Raw genomic sequence first — 19,985 nt, forward strand, 5'->3', positions numbered from 1 at the left:
TCCTGCAGGTATGTGCAGGCCGCCCGCATGAGTGTCAGGCACCGGACTCGGGGTCGCTGGCCGGCACGCCCGGGCGGTTTTCTTCGTCATCTGTTACGTTGGGGTCGGCATCCGGGTCATCTGCCCGGTCATTGCCCCGGTCCGGTTCGAGTTCAGGCCAGTCATCCGGTGCGCTGCCGCCACCCATACCAAGCAAGTCTTCCATCCTGCAACCCTCGTTCTCGATGAAAAAACGGCCCGCGATCAGGCGGGCCCAATACAGGAGTGAGAGGCGAAGCCATTGACCACCCCTCATTGAATGAGAGCGGCCATAGCCAGGGGAGGTCGGTTGGATACCCACCGCCCCTGACCAACGGCACTGTCAGGGCTGTTTCAGCACCAGGGTGAGAATGTCGTAGCTGGCGACCAGCTCGCCCAGCTGGTTGGTCACCTCCACATCCCACGCCACCACGCCCTGGGGCTGGCCCAGCGGGCTGGTCTTGCCCTGGTCTATCTTGCGCTTGCAGGTCAGGCGCGCCTGGATGGTGTCGCCGATGCCCACCGGGTTGATGAAGCGCAGGGTATCCAGGCCGTAGTTGGCCAGTACCGGGCCTGCACCCGGGGAGACGAATAGCCCGGCCGCTGCCGACAACACGAAATAGCCGTGGGCGATGCGCTTGCCGAACTGCGATTGCTTGGCGGCGATCTCGTCGAAATGCATGTAGAAATGGTCACCCGACAGGCAACCGAAGTTGACCAGGTCGGCTTCGGTCACGGTGCGCCGGTGGGTGAGCAGCGACTCACCGATGCGCAACTGCTCGAAATAGCGGCGGAACGGGTGCACTTCGGTTTCGATCACTTCGCCACCGCGCACGTATTCGCCGGTTACCGCCGAGAGCATGCTCGGCGAACCCTGGACTGCGGCACGCTGCAGGTAATGCTTGACGGCACGCAGGCCACCCAGCTCCTCACCACCACCAGCGCGGCCCGGGCCGCCGTGCTTGAGCTGTGGCAATGGCGAGCCATGCCCCGTGGATTCCTTGGCCGCCTCGCTGTCGAGCACCAGCAGACGGCCATGCCAGGCGGCAGCCACCGGAATGGCCTTGGCTGCCACGCTGCGGTCGGCGGTGACCAGGGTTGCCACCAGGCTGCCTTTGCCCCGCGCGGCCAGCGCCAGAGCTTCATCGAGGTCGTCATAGGCCATCAACGTGCTGACCGGGCCGAACGCTTCGATATCGTGGGCACCGCCTTCGGCATGCGGGTCACGGGCCTGCAGCAGGGTCGGGGCAAAGAAAGCCCCCTCGGCCACACCTTCGCCACGCGGTGCAAAACCATCGCTGGCACCGAACAGCTGATCGCAGCTCTGCAGCAGGCTGCGCACCCGTTCGGCCACATCGTGCTGCTGGTCGTGGGAGGCCAGGGCGCCCATGCGCACACCTTCCAGCGACGGGTCACCGACCACCACCTTGGCCAGCCGTTCCCGCAGGCGGGTGGCAACGGCGTCGATGTGCCTGGCCGGTACGATGGCACGGCGGATGGCGGTGCATTTCTGGCCGGCCTTGGTGGTCATTTCGCGGACCACCTCCTTGATGTACAGGTCGAACTCTTCGCTGTCCGGGGTCACATCCGGGCCGAGGATGGCGCAGTTCAGCGAATCGGCCTCGGCGGTGAATGGCACCGAGTTGCGCACCAGGTTCGGCGTGACGCGCAACTTGGCGGCGGTGTCGGCGGAACCGGTGAAGGTCACCACGTCCTGGCCTTGCAGGCGGTCGAGCAGGTCGCCGGTGCTGCCGATCACCAGTTGCAGGCTGCCTTCGGGCAACAGACCGGATGCATTCATCAGGCGCACCACGGCCTCGGTCAGGTAGCTGGTCGAGGTCGCCGGCTTGACGATGCACGGCATGCCGGCCAGGAAGGTCGGGGCGAACTTCTCCAGCATGCCCCAGATGGGGAAGTTGAAGGCGTTGATGTGCACCGCCACGCCGGCGCGCGGCACCAGGATGTGGCTGCCGGCGAAATGGCCTTGCTTGCCCAGTGGAATGGCCGGGCCTTCATGCATCAGGTTGCCCGACGGCAACTCGCGGCTGCCAATGCCCGCATAGGAGAACAGCGTGGCGTTACCGCCTTCGATGTCGATCCAGCTGTCGGCACGGGTGGCGCCGCTGTGGTGGGACAGGGCGTAAAGCTGCTCCTTGCGCTCGGCCAGGTACAGGGCCAGCGCCTTCAGGCGGGCAGCGCGTTGCTGGAAGTCCATGGCCATCAGCGCAGCCAGGCCACGGGCGCGGGCAAAGTCCACGGCTTCGGCGAAATCCGGGCGCTCTTCGTGGCTGTAGGCCAGAACGTGGCCATCCAGGGCGCTACGCAGGGCCTGGGCGCCGTGCTGGCCAAGCCAGCGGCCAGCGATGAAGCTTTGCAGGGTAGGGGCGGCAGACATGCTGTTCTCCAATGTAGAGGGGCGCTGTTACCACAGCGCCACGGTGTAGCCGATGATCAGGCGGTTTTCGTCCACGGCGTTGGTCAGGCCATTGCCGGAACGGAAGGTGACGTTGCGCCAGCGCAGGCTGACGTCCTTGAACGGGCCGCTCTGGATGACATAGGTGATGTCGGTGTCGCGTTCGCGCTCACGGCCATTGCTGACGGTGGCGGTTTCGGCGTGGCGGCCATCGGTGTAGCGGGTCATGAAGCTCAGGCCAGGGATACCCATGGCGACGAAGTCGTAGTCGTAGCGCACCTGCCACGAGTCCAGCCCGGCGCGGGTGAAGGTGTTGTAGGTGACCAGGTTGACGGTGAACGGGTCGCCGCCGTTCACGAACGGGAAGGCACTGTCGCCGGACATCTGCTGCCAGGCGGCGGTGAACTTGTGGGCCCGTACGCCAAGGGTGAACATGGCGTTGAAGTTGCGGTTGTCGATGTTGCCGGCACGCTCGGCGCCGTCGTTGCGGCTGTCGAAGTAGCGCAGGTCGGTGCGCAGGCTCAGGCCTTCGCCCAGCGGGCGGGTATCGATCAGGCCGACGAACTGCTGGCGGTAGATGTCCTCGAGCTTGGCGTAGTAGTAGCTGACGCTGGTTTGCGGGGTGATGGCGTAGCTGCCGCCGCCGAAGTCCAGGTGGTCGCTGCTGGCGGCGCCGTAGCCGATGTCGTCGCGGCCCGAGGAATCACGCAGGTTGGCCTTGGTCAGGCGGCCGGCGTTGAACGTCAGGCCGGCCAGATCCTGGCTGGTGAGCAAGCCACCCTGGAAGGTAGATGCCAGCAGGCGCGTGTCGTTGTACACAACCACCGGCAGGATCGGTTGCAAGGTACCCAGGCGCAGGGTGCTCTTGGACACCCGCACCTTGCCGGTCAGGCCCAGTTCGCTATAGTCATCGACCGGCTCATGGCTGTTCGGGCCGAAAGGCAGCAGGCCGGTATTGCGGCGGTCGCGGCTGGAGTCGAGCTTGATGCCCAGTTGCCCCATGGCGTCGACACCAAAGCCGACCGGGCCTTCGGTAAAGCCCGACTCCAGCTTGGCGGTAAAGCCCTGGCCCCATTCCTCGGCCTTGGCCTGCGGTGCGTTGCTCTGGCGGAAGTCGCGGTTGAGGTAGTGATTGCGCAGTTCCAACCGGGCGTGGCTGTCGCCGATGAAGTCCGCCATGGCCGGCAACGGCATGGCGAATGTGGCCAGCCAGGCGGCCGAAATGAAGTGCGTGCGGTTCATTGTTGTTGTTTTACCCGACATGGTTGTTCTTCCCTGAAAGTCAGTGCTTGCTGGCGCCGGCAGCGCCGATTCCGGTCATCGAGCGGATGAACTGGGCCAGGTAGCGGCCACGTTCCTGGCTGGCCCGTTCGGAGCTGTCCGTGACCGAGAACACCCAGGCGCCGAGGAAGGCCAGGCTCATGGAGAACAGCGCCGGGTTGCTGTAGGGGAACAGCGCCTTTTCGTGATGCAGCACGTTGACCCATACCGCCGGGCCCAGCACCACCAGCAGCACCGCCGAAACCAGGCCGGCCATGCTGCCGCACACCGCGCCGCGGGTGGTCAGGCCTTTCCAGAACATCGAAAGCAGCAGCACCGGGAAGTTGACCGAGGCGGCCACCGCCAGCACCAGGCCGGAAAGGAAGGCGATGTTCTGCGACTCGAACATCAGGCCGAGAATGACCGCCAGCAGGCCGATCAGCAGGGTGGCGATACGCGAGACGCGCATTTCCTCCTGCTCGCTGGCCTTGCCCTGGCGTACCACGCAGGCATACAGGTCGTGGGAAACGGCCGATGCACCGGACAGCGCCAGGCCGGCGACCACCGCCAGGATGGTGGCGAAAGCCACAGCGGAGATGAAGCCGAGGAACAGGTTGCCACCCACGGCCTGGGCCAGGTGCACGGCGACCATGTTGCCGCCGCCGATGATCGCGCCGGTGGCGTCACGGTAGGACGGCTCGGTGCCAACCATGACGATGGCACCAAAGCCGATGACGATCAGCAGCAGGTAGAAGTAGCCGATGAACCCGGTGGCATAGAACACGCTCTTGCGCGCTTCCTTGGCATCGCTGACGGTGAAGAAGCGCATCAGGATATGCGGCAGGCCGGCGGTACCGAACATCATGCCCAGGCCCAGGGAAATGGCATCCACCGGGTTGGACAGCAAGCCACCCGGGGCCATGATCGCCTGGCCCTTGGCATGCACGGCCACGGCGCTGGCGAACATCGCCTCGGTGCTGAAGCCGAAATGCCTGAGCACCATGAAGGCCATGAAGCTGGTGCCTGACAGCAGCATCACCGCCTTGATGATCTGCACCCAGGTGGTGGCGAGCATGCCGCCGAAGGTGACGTAGGCGACCATCAGCACGCCGACCAGCATCACCGCGTACAGGTAGCTGATGCCGAACAGCAGCTCGATCAGCTTGCCGGCACCGACCATCTGCGCCACCAGGTACATCAGCGCCACCACCAGGGTGCCGAAGGCCGAGGTCAGGCGCACCGGGGTTTGCGCCAGGCGGTAGCTGACCACGTCGGCGAAGGTGTACTTGCCCAGGTTGCGCAAGCGTTCGGCGATCAGGAACAGGATGATCGGCCAGCCGGCCAGTACGCCCAGGGCATACAGCAGGCCGTCGTAGCCGTTCATGAACATCATGGCCGAAATGCCCAGGAACGACGCGGCGCTGATCATGTCGCCGGCGATCGCCAGGCCGTTCTGCATGCCGGTCAGGCCCCCGCCGGCGGTGTAGAAGTCGCTGGCCGAGCGGGTGCGCATGGCAGCCCAGCGGGTGACCAGCAGGGTGAAGCAGACGAACACCATGAACATCGAGATGGCAGTCCAGTTCATTGCGCGCACTCCTGCTTGACCTTGTCGTTGAGCGGGTCGAGCACATTGTTGGCGCGGTGCACGTAGATACCGGTCAGGGCGAAGGACAGCAGCACCATCAGTACGCCCACCAGCATGCCGACGGTGGTGACGCCACCGCTGAGGGACTGGCCGAGGGTGCTGGGGGAGAACGCCACCAGCAGGACGAAGCCGTAGTAGATCACCAGCATGGCCAGGGTCAGGCTGCCGTTGAGGCGGCGTTTGCGTTGCACCAGGTGCTGGAAGTCGGGGTGGTTGACGATGCTTTCGATGCGTTCGGGTGTCATGGGTTGCGGTCTCTGGGTGTTGTAATTGTTTTGTTGAGGTCACGCGGGTGTTGCGGTGTTGCTTAGGGCCTCTTCGCGGGCATGCCCGCTCCCACAGGTGCGGCGGTGTGCTTGAGACTTGCGCTATCCCTGTGGGAGCGGGCGCGCCCGCGAAGCAGGCGACGCGGTTTCAGAGCTGGTCGAAATCGAGCACCACCTTGTCGCTCACCGGGTAGGTCTGGCACGACAGCACGTACCCGGCCGCCACTTCGTAGTCCTCCAGGGCATGGTTGCTGTCCATCTCCACTTCGCCCTCGATCACCCGGCACTTGCAGGTCGAGCACACGCCGGCCTTGCACGAGTACGGCAGCTCGGCGCCGATGGCATTGCCGGCGTCCAGCACGTTCTGGGTGTTGCGTGGCAGGTCGAAGGTGAGGGCGCGGCCGTCGCTGATCACGGTGATGTGGCTGAGCGCCGAGTCCACCTGGCGCGCCGCTTCACGAGCCTCACGCCGGGCTTCGCTGCCGGCTGCGGCGAACAGCTCGAAATGGATGCGTTCCTTGACCAGGCCATTGGCCTGCAGGCTGTCGCGCACCGTCTCGGTCATCGCCTGCGGGCCGCAGATGAATGCGGCATCCAGGTTGGCAACGTCCATCCAGCGCGAGAACAGCTGGCCGCACTTGTCGGCATCGATGCGACCGTTGTACAGGTCGACATCCTGCTGCTCGCGGCTGAACACGAAAATCAGGTTCAGGCGGTCGAGGTAACGGTTCTTCAGGTCTTCCAGCTTGTCGCGAAACAGTGCGCCGGAGCTTGAACGGTTGCCGTACAGCAGGGTGAAGCGGCTGTGTGGCTCGCTGGCCAGGGTAGTGGCGATGATCGACAGGATCGGTGTGATGCCGCTGCCGGCAGCCACGCCCAGGTAATTGCCCTGGCGGGCTGGCTCCAGTGGCACGAAGAAGCTGCCCGTTGGCGGCATCACTTCCAGTTGCTGGCCGGCCTTGAGCACGTCGTTGGCAAATGCCGAGAAACGCCCGCCAGGCACGCGCTTTACCGCCACACGCAATTCGCCGTCCTGCACGGCACTGCAGATGGAGTAGGAACGACGGACTTCTTCGTTGTCCAGCTGGGTACGCATGACCAGGTACTGGCCCTGGGTGAAGCGGAACTGCGCCTGCAGGTGCTCGGGCACGTCGAAGGCAATCGACACCGCATCGCGGGTCTCGTTGCGCACTTGCTTGATGGTAAGGCTGTGAAACTGGCTCATGGCGTTCTCCACGGCTCAAATGCATTTGAAATAGTCAAACGGCTCCAGGCATTCGCGGCAGCGGTAAAGCGCCTTGCAAGCCGTGGAGCCGAACTGGCTGAGCAATTCGGTATGGGCACTGCCGCACTGCGGGCAACACACCTGCGGCGCCTCGCCGAGCAGGCTGCGTTTGCTGGCGCTGCCCTGTGGCGGGGCGATGCCGTAGGCGCGCAGGCGCTCGCGGCCCAGTTCGCTGATCCAGTCGGTGCTCCAGGCCGGGGTCAGCCGACGGTCGAGAGCCGGCGCGGGGAAACCGGCCTGCTCCAGCGCCTGGCGGATATCCCGTTCGATCACCTCGGTGGCCGGGCAGCCGGAGTAGGTCGGCGTGACGACCAGGTGCAGGTGCCCGGCGCGCCAGTCGAGGTCGCGCACGATCCCAAGGTCGACCACGCTGACCACCGGCACTTCCGGGTCCATGACCTGGGCCAGTACCGCCCAGGCCCGTGCCAGGTCGTCGCTTTGTTGCGCGCGGGCACCACGGTCGCCGGCAATCAGCTCACCAGGTTGCATCGGGGTACGCCCTTGGCAGGAACTGCATCTCGGCCAGCAGCAGGCCCAGGTGCTCGGTGTGCAAGCCTTTGCGACCGTCCAGGTAAAAGTGGCTGGCGGCCTTGGGCAGTGGCAGCTCGACCGAAGTGAAGGTCTCGACAACCTGCTTGAGCCAGGCCGCGCCGACGGCAGCGGGGTCGGCGGCGACGCCCGCTTGCGCCAGGCACACTTCGTTGTCGCTACCAGTGGCCAGTTCGACGGTGAAGCGCCACAGTGCCGGGATGGCCGCGAGCATGCGTTGGCGGCTTTCTTCGGTGCCACCACCCAGGCGCTGCACCCACTCGCTGGAACGGCGCAGATGGTAGGTGACTTCCTTCAGGGCCTTGGCGGCGATACCGGCGATACGTTCGTCGTTCGAGCCGGCCAGGCCCTGAAGCACGGCGAAATGCCAGGCGTCATACAAGAACTGCTTGGTCATGGTCACGGCGAAATCGCCGTTGGGCTGCTCGACCAGCAATAGGTTGCGATAGGCCCGCTCGTCACGGCGGAAGGCCAGGGCATCGGCGTCACGGCCATCATCGAGCAACTCGGCGGCGTACTCCAGCCAGTTGCGCGCCTGGCCGACCAGGTCGAGGCCGACGTTCATCAGGGCCAGCTCTTCTTCGATGGCCGGGGCGCGGCCACACCATTCGCAGAGGCGCTGGCCCTGCACCAGGGCACTGTCGCCGAGCAGCAGCAAGTAGGGGACAAGGGCTTCGTTGTGCATGGCCAACCTCACATGTGCCCGACTTCGTCGGGCAGTTCGTAGAAGCTGGCATGGCGGTAGACCTTGTCGTCCGCCGGGGCGAACAATGGGTCTTTCTCGTCCGGGGAAGAGGCAGTGATCAGTGCCGAAGGCACCACCCACAGGCTCACGCCTTCGCTGCGGCGGGTGTACAGCTCGCGGGCGTTTTCGATGGCCATGGCGGCATCGGCGGCGTGCACGCTGCCGACATGCTTGTGGTTAAGGCCGTGCTTGCTGCGCACGAACACTTCGTAGAGGGTCCAGACAGACATTTTCGATCTCCGCATCATTCGCCGCTCAGGCGGCGTTCTTGTTCTGTTGCTTGCGCGCGTAGGCCACGGCGGCCTCGCGTACCCAGGCACCGTCCTCGATGGCCTTGCGCCGGGTGGCGACACGTTCCTGGTTGCACGGGCCATTGCCTTTGATCACCTCGTAGAACTCGTCCCACTGGATTTCGCCGAAGTCGTAATGGCCGCGCTCGGCGTTCCACTTCAGTTCAGGGTCGGGGGCGGTGCAGCCGAGCAGTTCGAGCTGCGGCACGGTCTGGTCGATGAAGCGCTGGCGCAGTTCATCGTTGGTCTGGCGCTTGATCTTCCAGGCCATGGACTGGGCGCTGTTGGGGGAGTGCTCGTCGCTGGGGCCGAACATCATCAGTGCCGGCCACCACAGGCGGTTGATCGCGTCCTGGACCATGTCCCGCTGGGCCTGGGTGCCGTGGCGCATCATGGTTAGGAGGATTTCGTAGCCCTGGCGCTGGTGGAAGCTCTCTTCCTTGCAGATACGGATCATCGCGCGCGAATACGGGCCGTAGGAGGTGCGCTGCAGCACCACCTGGTTGACGATGGCGGCGCCATCGACCAGCCAGCCCACTGCGCCCATGTCGGCCCAGCTGAGAGTGGGGTAGTTGAAGATGCTCGAGTACTTGGCCTTGCCACTGTGCAGCTTGGCGATTTCTTCGTCACGGTCGGCGCCCAGGGTTTCCATGGCGCTGTACAGGTACAGACCGTGGCCGGCTTCGTCCTGGATCTTGGCCATCAGCTGCAGCTTGCGCTTGAGGCTGGGGGCCCGGGTGACCCAGTTGCCTTCGGGCAGCATGCCGACGATTTCCGAGTGGGCGTGCTGGGAGATCTGCCGGATGAGGGTCTGGCGATAGGCCTCGGGCATCCAGTTCTTGGCTTCGATCTTGATTTCGGCGTCGATCTTTTCCTGGAAGTTGCGCTCCTCGGGCGACATCTCCTCCAGCGACTTGACGCGCTTGACTCCGGTTTCCACTAGCTGTGCGTACATGTGTTCCGACTCCTGCTAAGGCATGAGTCATTTGTAAGCGATACAAAACATAACGTCAAACTGTTTTATGTGTATCGAATAAGATTTGTGTATCGCTTTGCGGGCCAAGGGGGCTGCTGTACAGCCCTTTCGCGACACAAGGCCGCTCCTACAGAAGATTGCGTTCCCCTGTAGGAGCGGCCTTGCGTCGCGAAAGGGGCGCAAAGCGCCCCCAGCAATCTCTAAGGCAAAAAAAAGCCCCGGACGATGCCGGGGCCGTAAAGGCAGCCGAATGAATCAGCTGGCCAACCGTTTGTCGAACACGTGACAGGCCTTGCCCTCGGAACGCTTGAGGGTGCCGCAGGGCTGCAGGCATACCTGGGTGCTGATGCCGATATAGGTCTTGATCTGCTTGGTCAGCTCCCCGGTCAACAGCTTGCGCTGGCCTTCATCGAGTTGCTGGCACTCCGCACGCAGTTCCACATGCACCTCGACACTGTCCAGGTTGCCATTACGATACAGGTGAATCTCATAAAGCTCTGAAAGCTGTTTTATTTTCAGCACCTGCTCCTCGATCTGGGTCGGGAACACGTTGACCCCGCGAATGATCAGCATGTCATCGCTGCGGCCGGTGATCTTGCCAATCCGCCGCATCGGCCTGGCGGTGCCGGGCAGCAGGCGAGTGAGGTCGCGGGTGCGGTAGCGCACCATGGGCAACGCTTCCTTGCTCAGCGAGGTGAACACCAGTTCGCCCAGCTGGCCGTCCGGCAGCACCGCGCCGGTGACCGGGTCGATGATCTCGGGGTAGAAATGGTCCTCCCAGATGGTCGGGCCATCCTTGGTTTCGATGCACTCCATCGCCACTCCTGGCCCCATGATTTCCGACAGGCCATAAATGTCGAGGGCATCGATGCCCAGCCTTTGCTCGATCGAGCGGCGCAGCTCATCGGTCCACGGCTCTGCGCCGAATATGCCCAGGCGCAGCTTGAGGTCTTGCGGGTCGATGCCCTGGCGCTCGATCTCGTCGGCCAGGTTGAGCATGTAGGAAGGGGTGACCATGATGATGTCGGGCTGAAAGTCGCGAATCAGCTGCACCTGCTTTTCGGTCTGGCCACCGGACATGGGGATCACCGTGCAGCCCAGGCGCTCGGCACCGTAATGCGCGCCAAGCCCGCCAGTGAACAGGCCGTAGCCATAGGAGACATGCACCTTGTCCCCTTTGCGCCCGCCCGCGGCGCGGATCGAGCGGGCGACCACATTGGCCCAGGTGTCGATGTCGTTCTGGGTGTAGCCCACCACTGTCGGCTTGCCGGTGGTGCCACTGGAGGCGTGCAGGCGCACCACCTCTTGCTGGGGCACGGCGAACATGCCGTAGGGGTAGTTGTCGCGCAGGTCGTTCTTGCCGGTGAAGGGGAACTTCGCCAGGTCTTCCAGGCACTTGAGGTCGTCGGGGTGGGCGCCGTATTCGGCAAAACGCTGACGGTACAGCGGCACGTTGTCATAGGCGTGCTTCAGGCTCCAGCGCAGGCGCTCCAGCTGGTGCTGGCGCAAGGCGTCGACACTGGCGGTTTCCATCGGGTCCAGCAGAGCACGATCGGCATCATGGTACATGTTCATGGCTTCACTCGAATTGTTCTTGTACGCCGCGCGGCACCGGTTGCAGGCCGTGCGGTGAGTGTCATGGAAGCAGCATATACGGCTGCGTTCGGTTCGGTAACAAGCCGATGGTCCCAGCCGCTCAGAGGCGTTCGATGACCATCGCGATGCCCTGGCCAACGCCGATGCACATGGTGCACAAGGCGTAGCGTCCGGCGGTTTCTTCCAGCTCGTGCAATGCGGTGGTGACCAGGCGTGCACCACTCATGCCCAACGGGTGACCCAGGGCGATGGCACCACCATTGCGGTTAACCCGCTCGTCGTCGTCGGCCAGGCCGAGCTCGCGCAGCACCGCGAGGCCCTGGGCGGCAAAAGCCTCGTTGAGCTCGATGACGTCCATATCGGCCAGCGACAACCCGGTAAGTTCCAGCACCTTGCGGGTAGCCGGCACCGGGCCGATGCCCATCAGCCGTGGTTCGACCCCTGCCACCGCCATGCCGACTATGCGGCCGCGGGCCTTCAGGCCATGGCGACGCGCGGCAGCGCTGCTGGCGAGCAGCAGGGCGCAGGCACCATCGTTGACCCCGGAGGCATTGCCGGCGGTGACGCTGCCGCCGTCGCGGAACGGGGTACCCAGCCTGGCCAGTTGCTCCAGGGTGGTATCGCCGCGGGGATGTTCGTCGTGCTCGACCACTTTGGCCGGGCCTTTGCGCTGCGGGATCTGGACCGGCACGATTTCCCGTGCCAGGCGCCCACGTACCTGGGCGGCGGCGGCCTTGTGCTGGCTGCGCAGGGCAAAGGCGTCCTGGTCGGCGCGGGAAATACCGAACCGCTCGGCAACGTTCTCGGCTGTTTCCGGCATCGAATCGGTACCGAAGGCTGCCTTCATCAGCGGGTTGACGAAGCGCCAGCCGATGGTGGTGTCGAACAGCTCGGCCGCACGGCCGAACGCCTGCTCCGACTTGCCCATGACGAACGGTGCGCGTGACATCGACTCCACGCCGCCGGCCAGCATCAGCCCGGCTTCGCCGCAGCGCAGGGCGCGGGCTGCATTGCCGATGGCGTCCAGGCCGGAGCCACACAGGCGGTTGATGGTGGTGCCGGGCACCTCGATCGGCAGCCCGGCCAGCAGGCTGGCCATGTGCGCGACGTTGCGGTTGTCCTCGCCAGCCTGGTTGGCGCAGCCGAGGATGACGTCGTCGATGGCTTTCCAGTCCAGCCCGGGGTTGCGCTGGATCAGGGCCTTGAGCGGGATGGCGGCCAGGTCATCGGCGCGCACGCCGCTCAAGGCCCCGGCATAACGGCCGATGGGGGTGCGCACGGCGTCGATGATCAAGGCATCGGCCAGGGTGTGTTCAGTCATCTTGCGTCTCCTGCGCCAGCACGGTGCCGCGCACTTTGTAGGACTTGCCATGGAACATCGCCACCAGCTCACCGCGCTGGTTCTCGATGCGGACGTCGTAAAGGCCGGTACGGCCCTTGCGGCTGACCTCGCTGGCGCGGGCTGTAAGTACATCATCGAGCAGCGCCGGGGCCAGGTAGTCGATGCTGCAGCCCAGGGCGACAGTGGCCTGGTCGTAACTGTTGCAGGCGAAGGCAAATGCCGAGTCGGCCAGGGCGAACAGGAAACCGCCATGGCAGGTGCCATGACCCTGGATCATGTCGGCGCGTACCAGCATGCGCAGGCACGCCTGGCCCGGGCCGGCTTCCAGCAGGCGGATGCCCAGGCCCTGGGTGGCCTGGTCGCGGGCGTACATGGCCTCGGCACAGGCTTGTGCCAGTTCGACTTCAGTCATGCAGGGTGCCTCCTTTGGCTTCGCAGCGGCGTAACAGCAGGGAAGGGCGGTAGCGGCTCTCGCCGTAGCTGCGCTGCAGGTTGTCGAGCACGCGCAGGGTGTGGGGGATGCCGATGTTCGCGGCCCAGGCCAGCGGGCCGCAGGGGTAGTTGACGCCGGCACGCATGGCCAGGTCGATGTCAGCGGCGCTGCCGACACCTTGCAGCACAGCATCGGCGGCCTCGTTGGCGAGCATCGCCACGGTACGCAGCACCACCAGGCCGGGCAGGTCGGCGACCGCCGTTACCTTCAGGCCGGCACGCCGCAGCAAGGCCACCGCCTGGTCGCGAGCGTTGTCGCTGGTGTCGGCCGACCAGCTGATGGCGAGGCGGGTGGCGGTGGTGTAGTCCAGCGCGAGGTCCAGCAGCACCAGGTTGCGCAGGCCGTCGTCCCGGGCCCGCTGGCTGGCCAGGCGGCCATCGGACAGCGCCAGGGTGGCATCGCCGACGTGGAGCAAGCCGCTGCCGGCGCGCTGGGTCACGGCGATGCCGCTTTGGCGCAGGCGTTCGATCAGCGGCTGCATCACCCCCAGGTCGCCTTCGACGACGCAGGCGTCGACGATGGCGGGGCTGTGCAGTTCGGCTGGCTGCGGGCGTTCGGCGCCTTCGGCATAGCTATAGAAGCCTTGGCCGGTCTTGCGCCCGAGGCGGCCCGCGTCCACCAGTTCCTTCTGCACCAGCGAAGGCTGGAAGCGGAAGTCGCCATAAAATGCATCGAAGACCGAACAGGTGACGGCGTAATTGACATCGTGGCCAATCAGGTCGGTGAGTTCGAACGCGCCCATGCGGAAACCACCGGCATCACGCAGCAGCGCATCGAGGCTGGCGCAATCGGCTGCGCCTTCCTGCAGCAGGCGCAGGCTCTCGGCGTAGAACGGCCGCGCCACACGGTTGACGATGAAGCCCGGCGTGGAGCGTGTGTGCACCGGCTGCTTGCCCCAGGCCTGGGCGGTGGCATGAATGCACGTGGCAACGGCCGGGGCGGTGGCCAGGCCCGCGACCACTTCGACCAGGGCCATCAGCGGTGCCGGGTTGAAGAAATGCATGCCAACCACCTGTTGCGGGCGCTGCAGCCCGGCGGCGAGGCTGGTGATGGACAGCGACGAGGTGTTGCTGGCGAGTATGCAGTCGGTGGCGCACAAGGCTTCCAGCTGGTTGAACAGCGCTTGCTTGACCTGCAGGTTCTCGACGATGGCCTCGATCACCAGGCGAGCATCGGCCAGGGCTTCGAGGTGGTCCACCGGGCACAGCCGGGCGCTGATGGCTTCCCGTTCGGCAGCCGGCAACTTGCCTTTTTCCACCAGGCGGGCAAGTTGCCGCTCTATGCCGGCCACCGCCTGGGCTGCCGCGCCAGGGCGGTTGTCGTAGAGCTTTACCGGGTGGCCGGCCTGAGCCGCAACCTGAGCGATGCCTGCGCCCATGGCGCCCGCACCGATCACCGCCACCTGAGCGTTGCTTGCGAGTGCGCTCATGATCAACGCCCCTTGAATGCCGGCGTGCGCTTGTTCATGAAGGCACTCACGCCTTCACGATAGTCCTCGCTGCGCCCGGCCAGGCGCTGCAGGTCGCGCTCCAGTTCCAGCTGTTCATCGAAACCGTTGTCGAAACTGGCGTTGAGGCTGCGCTTGATCAGGGCCAGGCCGTAAGTGGGCTGGGTGGCGAGCTGTCGGGCAAGGGTGAGGGCTTCGTCGCGCAGCGCGGCATCGTCCACCACGCGGTGGATCAGCCCCCATTGCTGGGCCTGTTCGGCGCCCAGGCGCTCGCCCAGCATCGCCAGGGCCTTGGCCCGCGCCATGCCGACCAGGCGCGGCAGCAGCCAGGTACCGCCGGAGTCGGGTACCAGGCCAATCTTGCAGAAGGCCTGGATGAAGCTGGCCGAGCGGGCCGCCAGCACCAGGTCGCAAGCCAGCGGAATGTTGGCACCGGCACCGGCAGCCACACCGTTCACCGCGCAGACTACCGGCAGCGGCAGGTCGCGCAGGGTGCGCACCAGCGGGTTGTAGAACTTGTCGATCGATTCGCCCAGGTCCGGCATCTCGGCGCCCGGGGCGACGTTGCGGTCGGACAGGTCCTGGCCGGCGCAGAATCCACGGCCTTCGGCAGTCAGCAACAACACCCGTGCTTCGCTGCTCTGGCGTACTTGCTTGAGTGCCTCGCGCACTTCCAGGTGCATGGCGGTATTGAAGCTGTTCAGCTGCTCGGGGCGATTCAACGAGAGGAGGGCGACGCCGTCCTCGATGGAAAACAGGATGTGCTGGAAAGTCATGACAGACTCGCTCCGTCAGTCGAGGGAAAGGTGATCAGCGGCCCTGGAAGCGGGCCTGGCGTTTTTCCTGGAAGGCACGGATGCCTTCGTCGCGGTCGGCGGTGCCGGCCAGCAGGGTGAAGGCATGGCGTTCGAAACGCAGGCCGCTGGCCAGGTCGGTATCGCCGGCCTTGAGCAGCGCTTCCTTGGCCAGGCGCACCGCCAGCGGGGCCTTGGCGGCGATGCTGCGGGCGACGTGCAGGGCGCGTTCGACGGTGAGTTCCGGCTGGGTGATTTCGCTGACCAGCCCGGCCTGCAAGGCATGACGGGCGGTGATGGCTTCGCCGGTCAGCACCATTTGCATGGCCAGCGGCTTGCCTACAGCCCGCAGCAGGCGCTGAGTGCCACCGGCGCCGGGGATGATGCCGAGGTTGATTTCCGGCTGGCCGAAACGGGCGTCGCTGCCGGCGATGACGATGTCGGCGCACATCACCAGTTCGCAGCCGCCACCCAGGGCATAGCCGTTGACGGCGGCGATCAGTGGCTTGGGGAAGGCGGCGATGCTTTGCCAGTGGGCCACCCGGGGGTCGTTGAGGATGCCGACCAGATCGCGCTCGGCCATTTCGCGGATATCGGCGCCTGCGGCGAATGCCTTGCGGCTGCCGGTGATGACCACCGCGCGGGTCTGCTCGTCTTGCCCGGCCGCTTCCAGCGCGGCGGCCAGCTCTGCCAGTAGCTCGGTGCACAGGGCGTTGAGTGCCTCGGGCCGTTGCAAAGTAATGAGCAGCACACCGTGGTCGGGCGCCTGCACATCGAGATATCGCGGCATGTCGGGTTCCTCTGGCTGCACGCACGGCACATCGTGGGGCCGGCATTTCTTGGAATTGTTTGCAGGGGCGTGATGCGGGATCACGTCCAGGTGGAACCAGTATATGCATTACGCGATACAACAATGCAACATCCAAAATTGTTTCATGTATCTCTTTTTGTGTGAGTGACAACTGCCTCAGCAAAGGGTTTCATGATGTTGAATCGCTTCATCACCCTGTATTCAACGCATAATGCTGAATTTATGGGAGCGCGATGACTCCAGCAAAAGCGATACACGACCATGCTGATTGACGCACCACAAGATTGTGATACAAGATCAAGGCGCATTTGAAATCATTTCAGGAGCTTTGCCATGCCTTGCTATCGACTGGACGGCCTGACGCCCGTGGTTCATCCGACAGCCTACGTGCACCCCAGCGCCGTGCTGATCGGTGATGTCATCGTCGGCCCTCGTTGCTACGTCGGCCCCCTGGCATCAATGAGGGGGGATTTCGGTCGTATCGTGCTGGAGGAGGGCGCCAACCTGCAGGACACCTGCGTGATGCACGGTTTCCCGGGTGGCGATACGGTGGTCGAACGCAACGGGCATGTCGGGCACGGTGCCGTGCTGCACGGCTGCCGCGTGGGCGAAGACGCCTTGATCGGCATGAACGCAGTGGTGATGGATGGTGCCCATGTGGCACCGCGTTGCATTGTCGCGGCCACGGCATTCGTCAAGGCGGGCTTCGAATGTGCGGCGCAAAGCCTGGTGATGGGCTCGCCAGCTCAGGTCAAACGCCCGTTGACCGAACAGGAACTGGCCTGGAAGCAACGCGGCACGGCGGAGTACCAACACTTGGCGCAACGCTGCATGAACAGCATGGTCGAATGCCCGCCGCTGACCGAGGTCGAGCCCGAGCGCCCACGCATGGAAGACACCGGCGTCAGGCCCAAAGGCCAGGCATCGGCATGAGCCTGGCAGCGTCGCGCAATGGCCACGCGGCACGCCGCGCAGGTATAGTCGGTGCTTTAACCGCGCATAGTTCGCCCATGAGCAATCTCGCCCCACTGAACAACTTGATCACCCGCTTCCAGGAACAGACGCCAATCCGCGCCAGTTCCCTGATCATCACTTTATACGGCGACGCCATCGAACCCCACGGCGGAACCGTTTGGTTGGGCAGCCTGATCAACCTGCTGGAGCCGATCGGCATCAACGAGCGCCTGATCCGCACATCGATCTTCCGCCTTACCAAGGAAGGCTGGCTCACCGCCGAAAAGGTCGGCCGCCGCAGTTACTACAGCCTGACAGGTACGGGCCGCCGGCGGTTCGAGAAAGCCTTCAAGCGGGTCTACAGCCCGAGCCAGCCAGCCTGGGACGGTGCCTGGACGCTGGTGTTGCTCTCGCAACTGGAGGCCGGCAAACGCAAGGCTTTGCGTGAAGAGTTGGAATGGCAGGGCTTCGGGGCCATGGCGCCGAACCTGCTGGGCTGCCCACGGGCAGACCGCGCCGACCTGGCCACCACCTTGCGTGACCTGGAGGCGAGCGACGACAGCATCGTCTTCGAAACCCACACCCAGGAAGTGCTGGCATCCAAGGCCATGCGCGCCCAGGTTCGGGAAAGCTGGCGAATCGACGAGCTGGGGCAGCAGTACAGCGAGTTCATCCAGCTGTTCAGGCCACTTTGGCAAGGTTTGAAAGAGCAGCAACAGCTCGATGCGCAGGATTGTTTCCTGGCACGAACGCTGCTGATTCACGAATACCGCCGGCTGCTGCTGCGCGATCCGCAGCTGCCGGACGAGCTACTGCCTGGGGATTGGGAGGGAAGGGCCGCGCGGCAGTTGTGCCGTAACCTCTATCGGCTTGTGTTTGCCAAGGCGGAAGAATGGCTGAATGCAGCGCTGGAGACGGCTGATGGGCCTTTGCCGGATGTGAATGAAGGCTTTTACAGGCGTTTTGGCGGGCTTGTTTGAGGATTGGGTGCAGAGGCGGGTTCTATATAACTACGCTAAATGAGTATTTAGTGTAGTTATACCCATTTTGCATATTAAGCGCGGCAAATGGGGAGTGCCTTGGCCTCAAGTATCGCGCGGTCCTGATGTGTCTGATGTCGCTTGCACTGGTCATAGCGCTTGCAGGCTTGAGGCCTGCATTAAGTGTAATCAACTTTCTTCCCAATCCTGCGCGGGCCCTTGTAGGAGCGGCCCTGTGCCGCGATGGGCTGCGCAGCGGCCCCAAAGTTTCAAAGAAAAGGCATGAATTGCCGGGGGCTACCTTGCAAGCCCATGGCGACACAAGGCGGGCTCCAACAATTGACCGCGTCAAGCGATCCACCGGGTGTTCGGTTGCCAGCGATGAGCAGCGTGGCAACCTCCAAGGCACTGACTGACAGGCACTTGTCGTCAGCGTGGCAATGCATGCACCGGGTTTTCCTGGGAAACAAAGTCGAAGGTGACCGTACCAAGCTTCATTTAAACACTCTGGGTTCAGGTGCAATGGCCTGGCCTGATGTCCAGCTGTAACCAACAGTCCAAAAGACGAGGCTGACGCATACAGGCCCCAAGTTGGCGCTTGTGATGGTAAGCGAGCGACGGATCAGGACGGTTTATCTAGACCAGGGAGCATTCCTTGGTCCCAAAGTGGCTCACTCGTGGTCAAGTGACCAAATACAGACTAGCGCATAATGAGTATTATGTTAAATGACGTATTGGGTGAGCTTCGCACATGCAGTGACTGTGACTGTCACCACCGCGTTTGCTCTCTGAATCCGGCCATTCGTCTGTTGGGCTGTCCGCTTACCAAGCCAAGGTTGTCCTCTAGGGACTACAACCAGAGACATGCTCATGCGCCAGTTACTTCAATCGATTTCCTTTTCTCTCGCCTGTAGCCTGCTGTGGGCTTGCTCCGCTACCGATACAAAGTCACCAGTGGAGACACCTGGCAGGCCCGCGTCAGCCAAAACCCACCTGCTGGAAGCCGGAGCAGCCGCATTGCAATCCAAGCCCCCCATTGAGGCTATCAACGCCTACCTGGATGGCTTTCACTTTTACAACGGGCATCCGGACCTGCAGATGGAAGCGCATCATTACTGCTCCATCCTGAATGAGGATGTCATCCAGTGCGTCATCTTCGACGGCAACACCAAGGATGCGAAGATCATGGGCGTCGAGTACATCATCGACGAGAAGCTGTTCGCTTCGTTGCCGATCAAGGAGAAGTCGATGTGGCACAGCCATGGCTATGAGGTCTCCTCTGGGCAATTGATCGCTCCCGGGATCCCTGCGTCTGCTGAACATATGCTCGTGGAGCGGCTTGCTCATACTTATGGGAAGACATGGCACACCTGGCACACAGACCAGGACAAAGCACTTCCCGTCGGCGTACCACAGTTGATGATGGGATTCACAGCAGACGGCCAAGCGAACGCTGACATGGTCGAGCAGCGCAATCGGCGTCTGGGAGTGGATTCTGCCAAGATCAAAGCTCAGCGGGCCAACATTCGAGTCCCAGCAGCAGACCCCCATGCTGATGGTTGGCGGCACGGTAACGTCTTCCAGATTACCGATCCGAACGGTACCTACCTGCACCATCCCGCTACATCAACCCCAGAGAAAACCAATAGCCGCTCAAGTGAGCCGCTCTGATCCGAGGTAACAGCCGGCCGCTAGTTGAAACGGACGATCCCCACCCGCACCCGCTGCGATACCGTCATTACCAGGCAACCCCCCTACCCCGCATTCGTAACATCAATGACTGGAGAGCCTATGAGGGTATTGGTAAGCGTCAAACGAGTGGTCGACTACAACGTCAAGGTTCGCGTCAAGGCGGACAGCTCCGGCGTCGACCTTGCTAACGTCAAGATGTCCATGAACCCCTTCTGCGAAATCGCCGTGGAAGAAGCCGTACGCCTGAAGGAAAAGGGTGTCGCGTCCGAGATCGTCGTCGTTTCCGTCGGCCCGGCCACTGCCCAGGAGCAACTGCGTACCGCCCTGGCCCTGGGTGCCGATCGTGCCATCCTGGTCGAAGCCGCTGACGAACTGAATTCCCTGGCCGTGGCCAAGGCGCTGAAAGCCGTTGTCGACAAAGAGCAGCCG

The 19,985-nt window shown here is 63.9% G+C and carries 19 protein-coding genes and 1 pseudogene; 4 read left to right on the forward strand and 16 right to left on the reverse strand.

Annotation, left to right across the window (positions count from 1 at the left end; translation table 11 throughout):
* Positions 1 to 34: 34 nt before the first annotated feature.
* From ACK1U9_RS04010 to paaF, 16 genes and pseudogenes are all read right to left on the reverse strand, one after another.
* Complete coding sequence (locus ACK1U9_RS04010; protein WP_158090599.1) at positions 35 to 205, reverse strand: hypothetical protein; 171 nt, start codon at positions 203 to 205, stop codon at positions 35 to 37.
* 156 nt (positions 206 to 361) lie between these two features.
* A complete protein-coding gene (gene paaZ, locus ACK1U9_RS04015) occupies positions 362 to 2,413 on the reverse strand; it encodes a phenylacetic acid degradation bifunctional protein PaaZ (protein WP_108481395.1) in 2,052 nt (683 codons plus the stop codon).
* A gap of 27 nt (positions 2,414 to 2,440) precedes the next feature.
* The gene (locus tag ACK1U9_RS04020; RefSeq protein ID WP_108481394.1) at positions 2,441 to 3,673 is read right to left on the reverse strand and encodes an OprD family porin; all 1,233 of its coding nucleotides are present in this window, start codon (positions 3,671 to 3,673) and stop codon (positions 2,441 to 2,443) included.
* 40 nt (positions 3,674 to 3,713) lie between these two features.
* Positions 3,714 to 5,282, reverse strand: a pseudogene (locus ACK1U9_RS04025) (cation acetate symporter); the annotation flags it as partial.
* Positions 5,273 to 5,581, reverse strand: coding sequence for a DUF485 domain-containing protein (locus ACK1U9_RS04030; RefSeq protein WP_046614155.1), 309 nt, complete (start codon positions 5,579 to 5,581; stop codon positions 5,273 to 5,275). The gene ACK1U9_RS04030 and the pseudogene ACK1U9_RS04025, both read right to left, overlap by 10 nt.
* Before the next feature lie 169 nt (positions 5,582 to 5,750).
* The gene (paaE, locus tag ACK1U9_RS04035) at positions 5,751 to 6,827 is read right to left on the reverse strand and encodes a 1,2-phenylacetyl-CoA epoxidase subunit PaaE (protein ID WP_108481393.1); all 1,077 of its coding nucleotides are present in this window, start codon (positions 6,825 to 6,827) and stop codon (positions 5,751 to 5,753) included.
* A gap of 15 nt (positions 6,828 to 6,842) precedes the next feature.
* Complete coding sequence (gene paaD, locus ACK1U9_RS04040; protein WP_085600922.1) at positions 6,843 to 7,376, reverse strand: 1,2-phenylacetyl-CoA epoxidase subunit PaaD; 534 nt, start codon at positions 7,374 to 7,376, stop codon at positions 6,843 to 6,845.
* Positions 7,363 to 8,121: a 1,2-phenylacetyl-CoA epoxidase subunit PaaC gene (gene paaC, locus ACK1U9_RS04045; protein ID WP_108481392.1), complete on the reverse strand. Its 759-nt coding sequence runs from the start codon at positions 8,119 to 8,121 to the stop codon at positions 7,363 to 7,365. Before paaC ends, paaD begins: the two co-directional genes overlap by 14 nt.
* Before the next feature lie 8 nt (positions 8,122 to 8,129).
* On the reverse strand, positions 8,130 to 8,411 hold the full coding sequence (gene paaB / locus ACK1U9_RS04050) for a 1,2-phenylacetyl-CoA epoxidase subunit PaaB (RefSeq protein WP_013972614.1): 282 nt from the start codon (positions 8,409 to 8,411) through the stop codon (positions 8,130 to 8,132).
* A gap of 25 nt (positions 8,412 to 8,436) precedes the next feature.
* On the reverse strand, positions 8,437 to 9,426 hold the full coding sequence (gene paaA, locus ACK1U9_RS04055; protein ID WP_015270325.1) for a 1,2-phenylacetyl-CoA epoxidase subunit PaaA: 990 nt from the start codon (positions 9,424 to 9,426) through the stop codon (positions 8,437 to 8,439).
* A gap of 276 nt (positions 9,427 to 9,702) precedes the next feature.
* The gene (gene paaK / locus ACK1U9_RS04060) at positions 9,703 to 11,022 is read right to left on the reverse strand and encodes a phenylacetate--CoA ligase PaaK (protein WP_046614151.1); all 1,320 of its coding nucleotides are present in this window, start codon (positions 11,020 to 11,022) and stop codon (positions 9,703 to 9,705) included.
* A gap of 121 nt (positions 11,023 to 11,143) precedes the next feature.
* Entirely contained in the window at positions 11,144 to 12,364 is a 1,221-nt protein-coding gene (gene pcaF / locus ACK1U9_RS04065; protein ID WP_449109716.1) for a 3-oxoadipyl-CoA thiolase, read from the reverse strand.
* Positions 12,357 to 12,797, reverse strand: a complete 441-nt coding sequence (gene paaI / locus ACK1U9_RS04070) for a hydroxyphenylacetyl-CoA thioesterase PaaI (RefSeq protein WP_135003074.1) — start codon at positions 12,795 to 12,797, stop codon at positions 12,357 to 12,359. Before paaI ends, pcaF begins: the two co-directional genes overlap by 8 nt.
* Complete coding sequence (paaH, locus tag ACK1U9_RS04075) at positions 12,790 to 14,307, reverse strand: 3-hydroxyacyl-CoA dehydrogenase PaaH (protein ID WP_108481035.1); 1,518 nt, start codon at positions 14,305 to 14,307, stop codon at positions 12,790 to 12,792. The genes paaI and paaH overlap by 8 nt, the downstream gene beginning before the upstream one ends.
* 2 nt (positions 14,308 to 14,309) lie before the next feature.
* Complete coding sequence (gene paaG / locus ACK1U9_RS04080; RefSeq protein ID WP_013972608.1) at positions 14,310 to 15,101, reverse strand: 2-(1,2-epoxy-1,2-dihydrophenyl)acetyl-CoA isomerase PaaG; 792 nt, start codon at positions 15,099 to 15,101, stop codon at positions 14,310 to 14,312.
* Positions 15,102 to 15,135: 34 nt separating this feature from the next.
* Positions 15,136 to 15,909, reverse strand: a complete 774-nt coding sequence (paaF, locus tag ACK1U9_RS04085; RefSeq protein WP_108481036.1) for a 2,3-dehydroadipyl-CoA hydratase PaaF — start codon at positions 15,907 to 15,909, stop codon at positions 15,136 to 15,138.
* Positions 15,910 to 16,263: 354 nt separating this feature from the next.
* Here paaF and paaY point away from each other — a divergent pair, with 354 nt between their 5' ends.
* The 4 genes from paaY to ACK1U9_RS04105 form a co-directional block, all read left to right on the forward strand.
* The gene (paaY, locus tag ACK1U9_RS04090; RefSeq protein ID WP_046614145.1) at positions 16,264 to 16,863 is read left to right on the forward strand and encodes a phenylacetic acid degradation protein PaaY; all 600 of its coding nucleotides are present in this window, start codon (positions 16,264 to 16,266) and stop codon (positions 16,861 to 16,863) included.
* A gap of 77 nt (positions 16,864 to 16,940) precedes the next feature.
* Complete coding sequence (gene paaX, locus ACK1U9_RS04095) at positions 16,941 to 17,864, forward strand: phenylacetic acid degradation operon negative regulatory protein PaaX (RefSeq protein ID WP_181381639.1); 924 nt, start codon at positions 16,941 to 16,943, stop codon at positions 17,862 to 17,864.
* Positions 17,865 to 18,734: 870 nt separating this feature from the next.
* A complete protein-coding gene (locus ACK1U9_RS04100; RefSeq protein ID WP_196183279.1) occupies positions 18,735 to 19,535 on the forward strand; it encodes an OBAP family protein in 801 nt (266 codons plus the stop codon).
* Between the two features lie 120 nt (positions 19,536 to 19,655).
* A partial coding sequence (locus ACK1U9_RS04105) for an electron transfer flavoprotein subunit beta/FixA family protein (RefSeq protein WP_449109717.1) occupies positions 19,656 to 19,985 on the forward strand: 330 nt, incomplete at its 3' end.

The organism is Pseudomonas sp. XP1, from assembly GCF_053557675.1.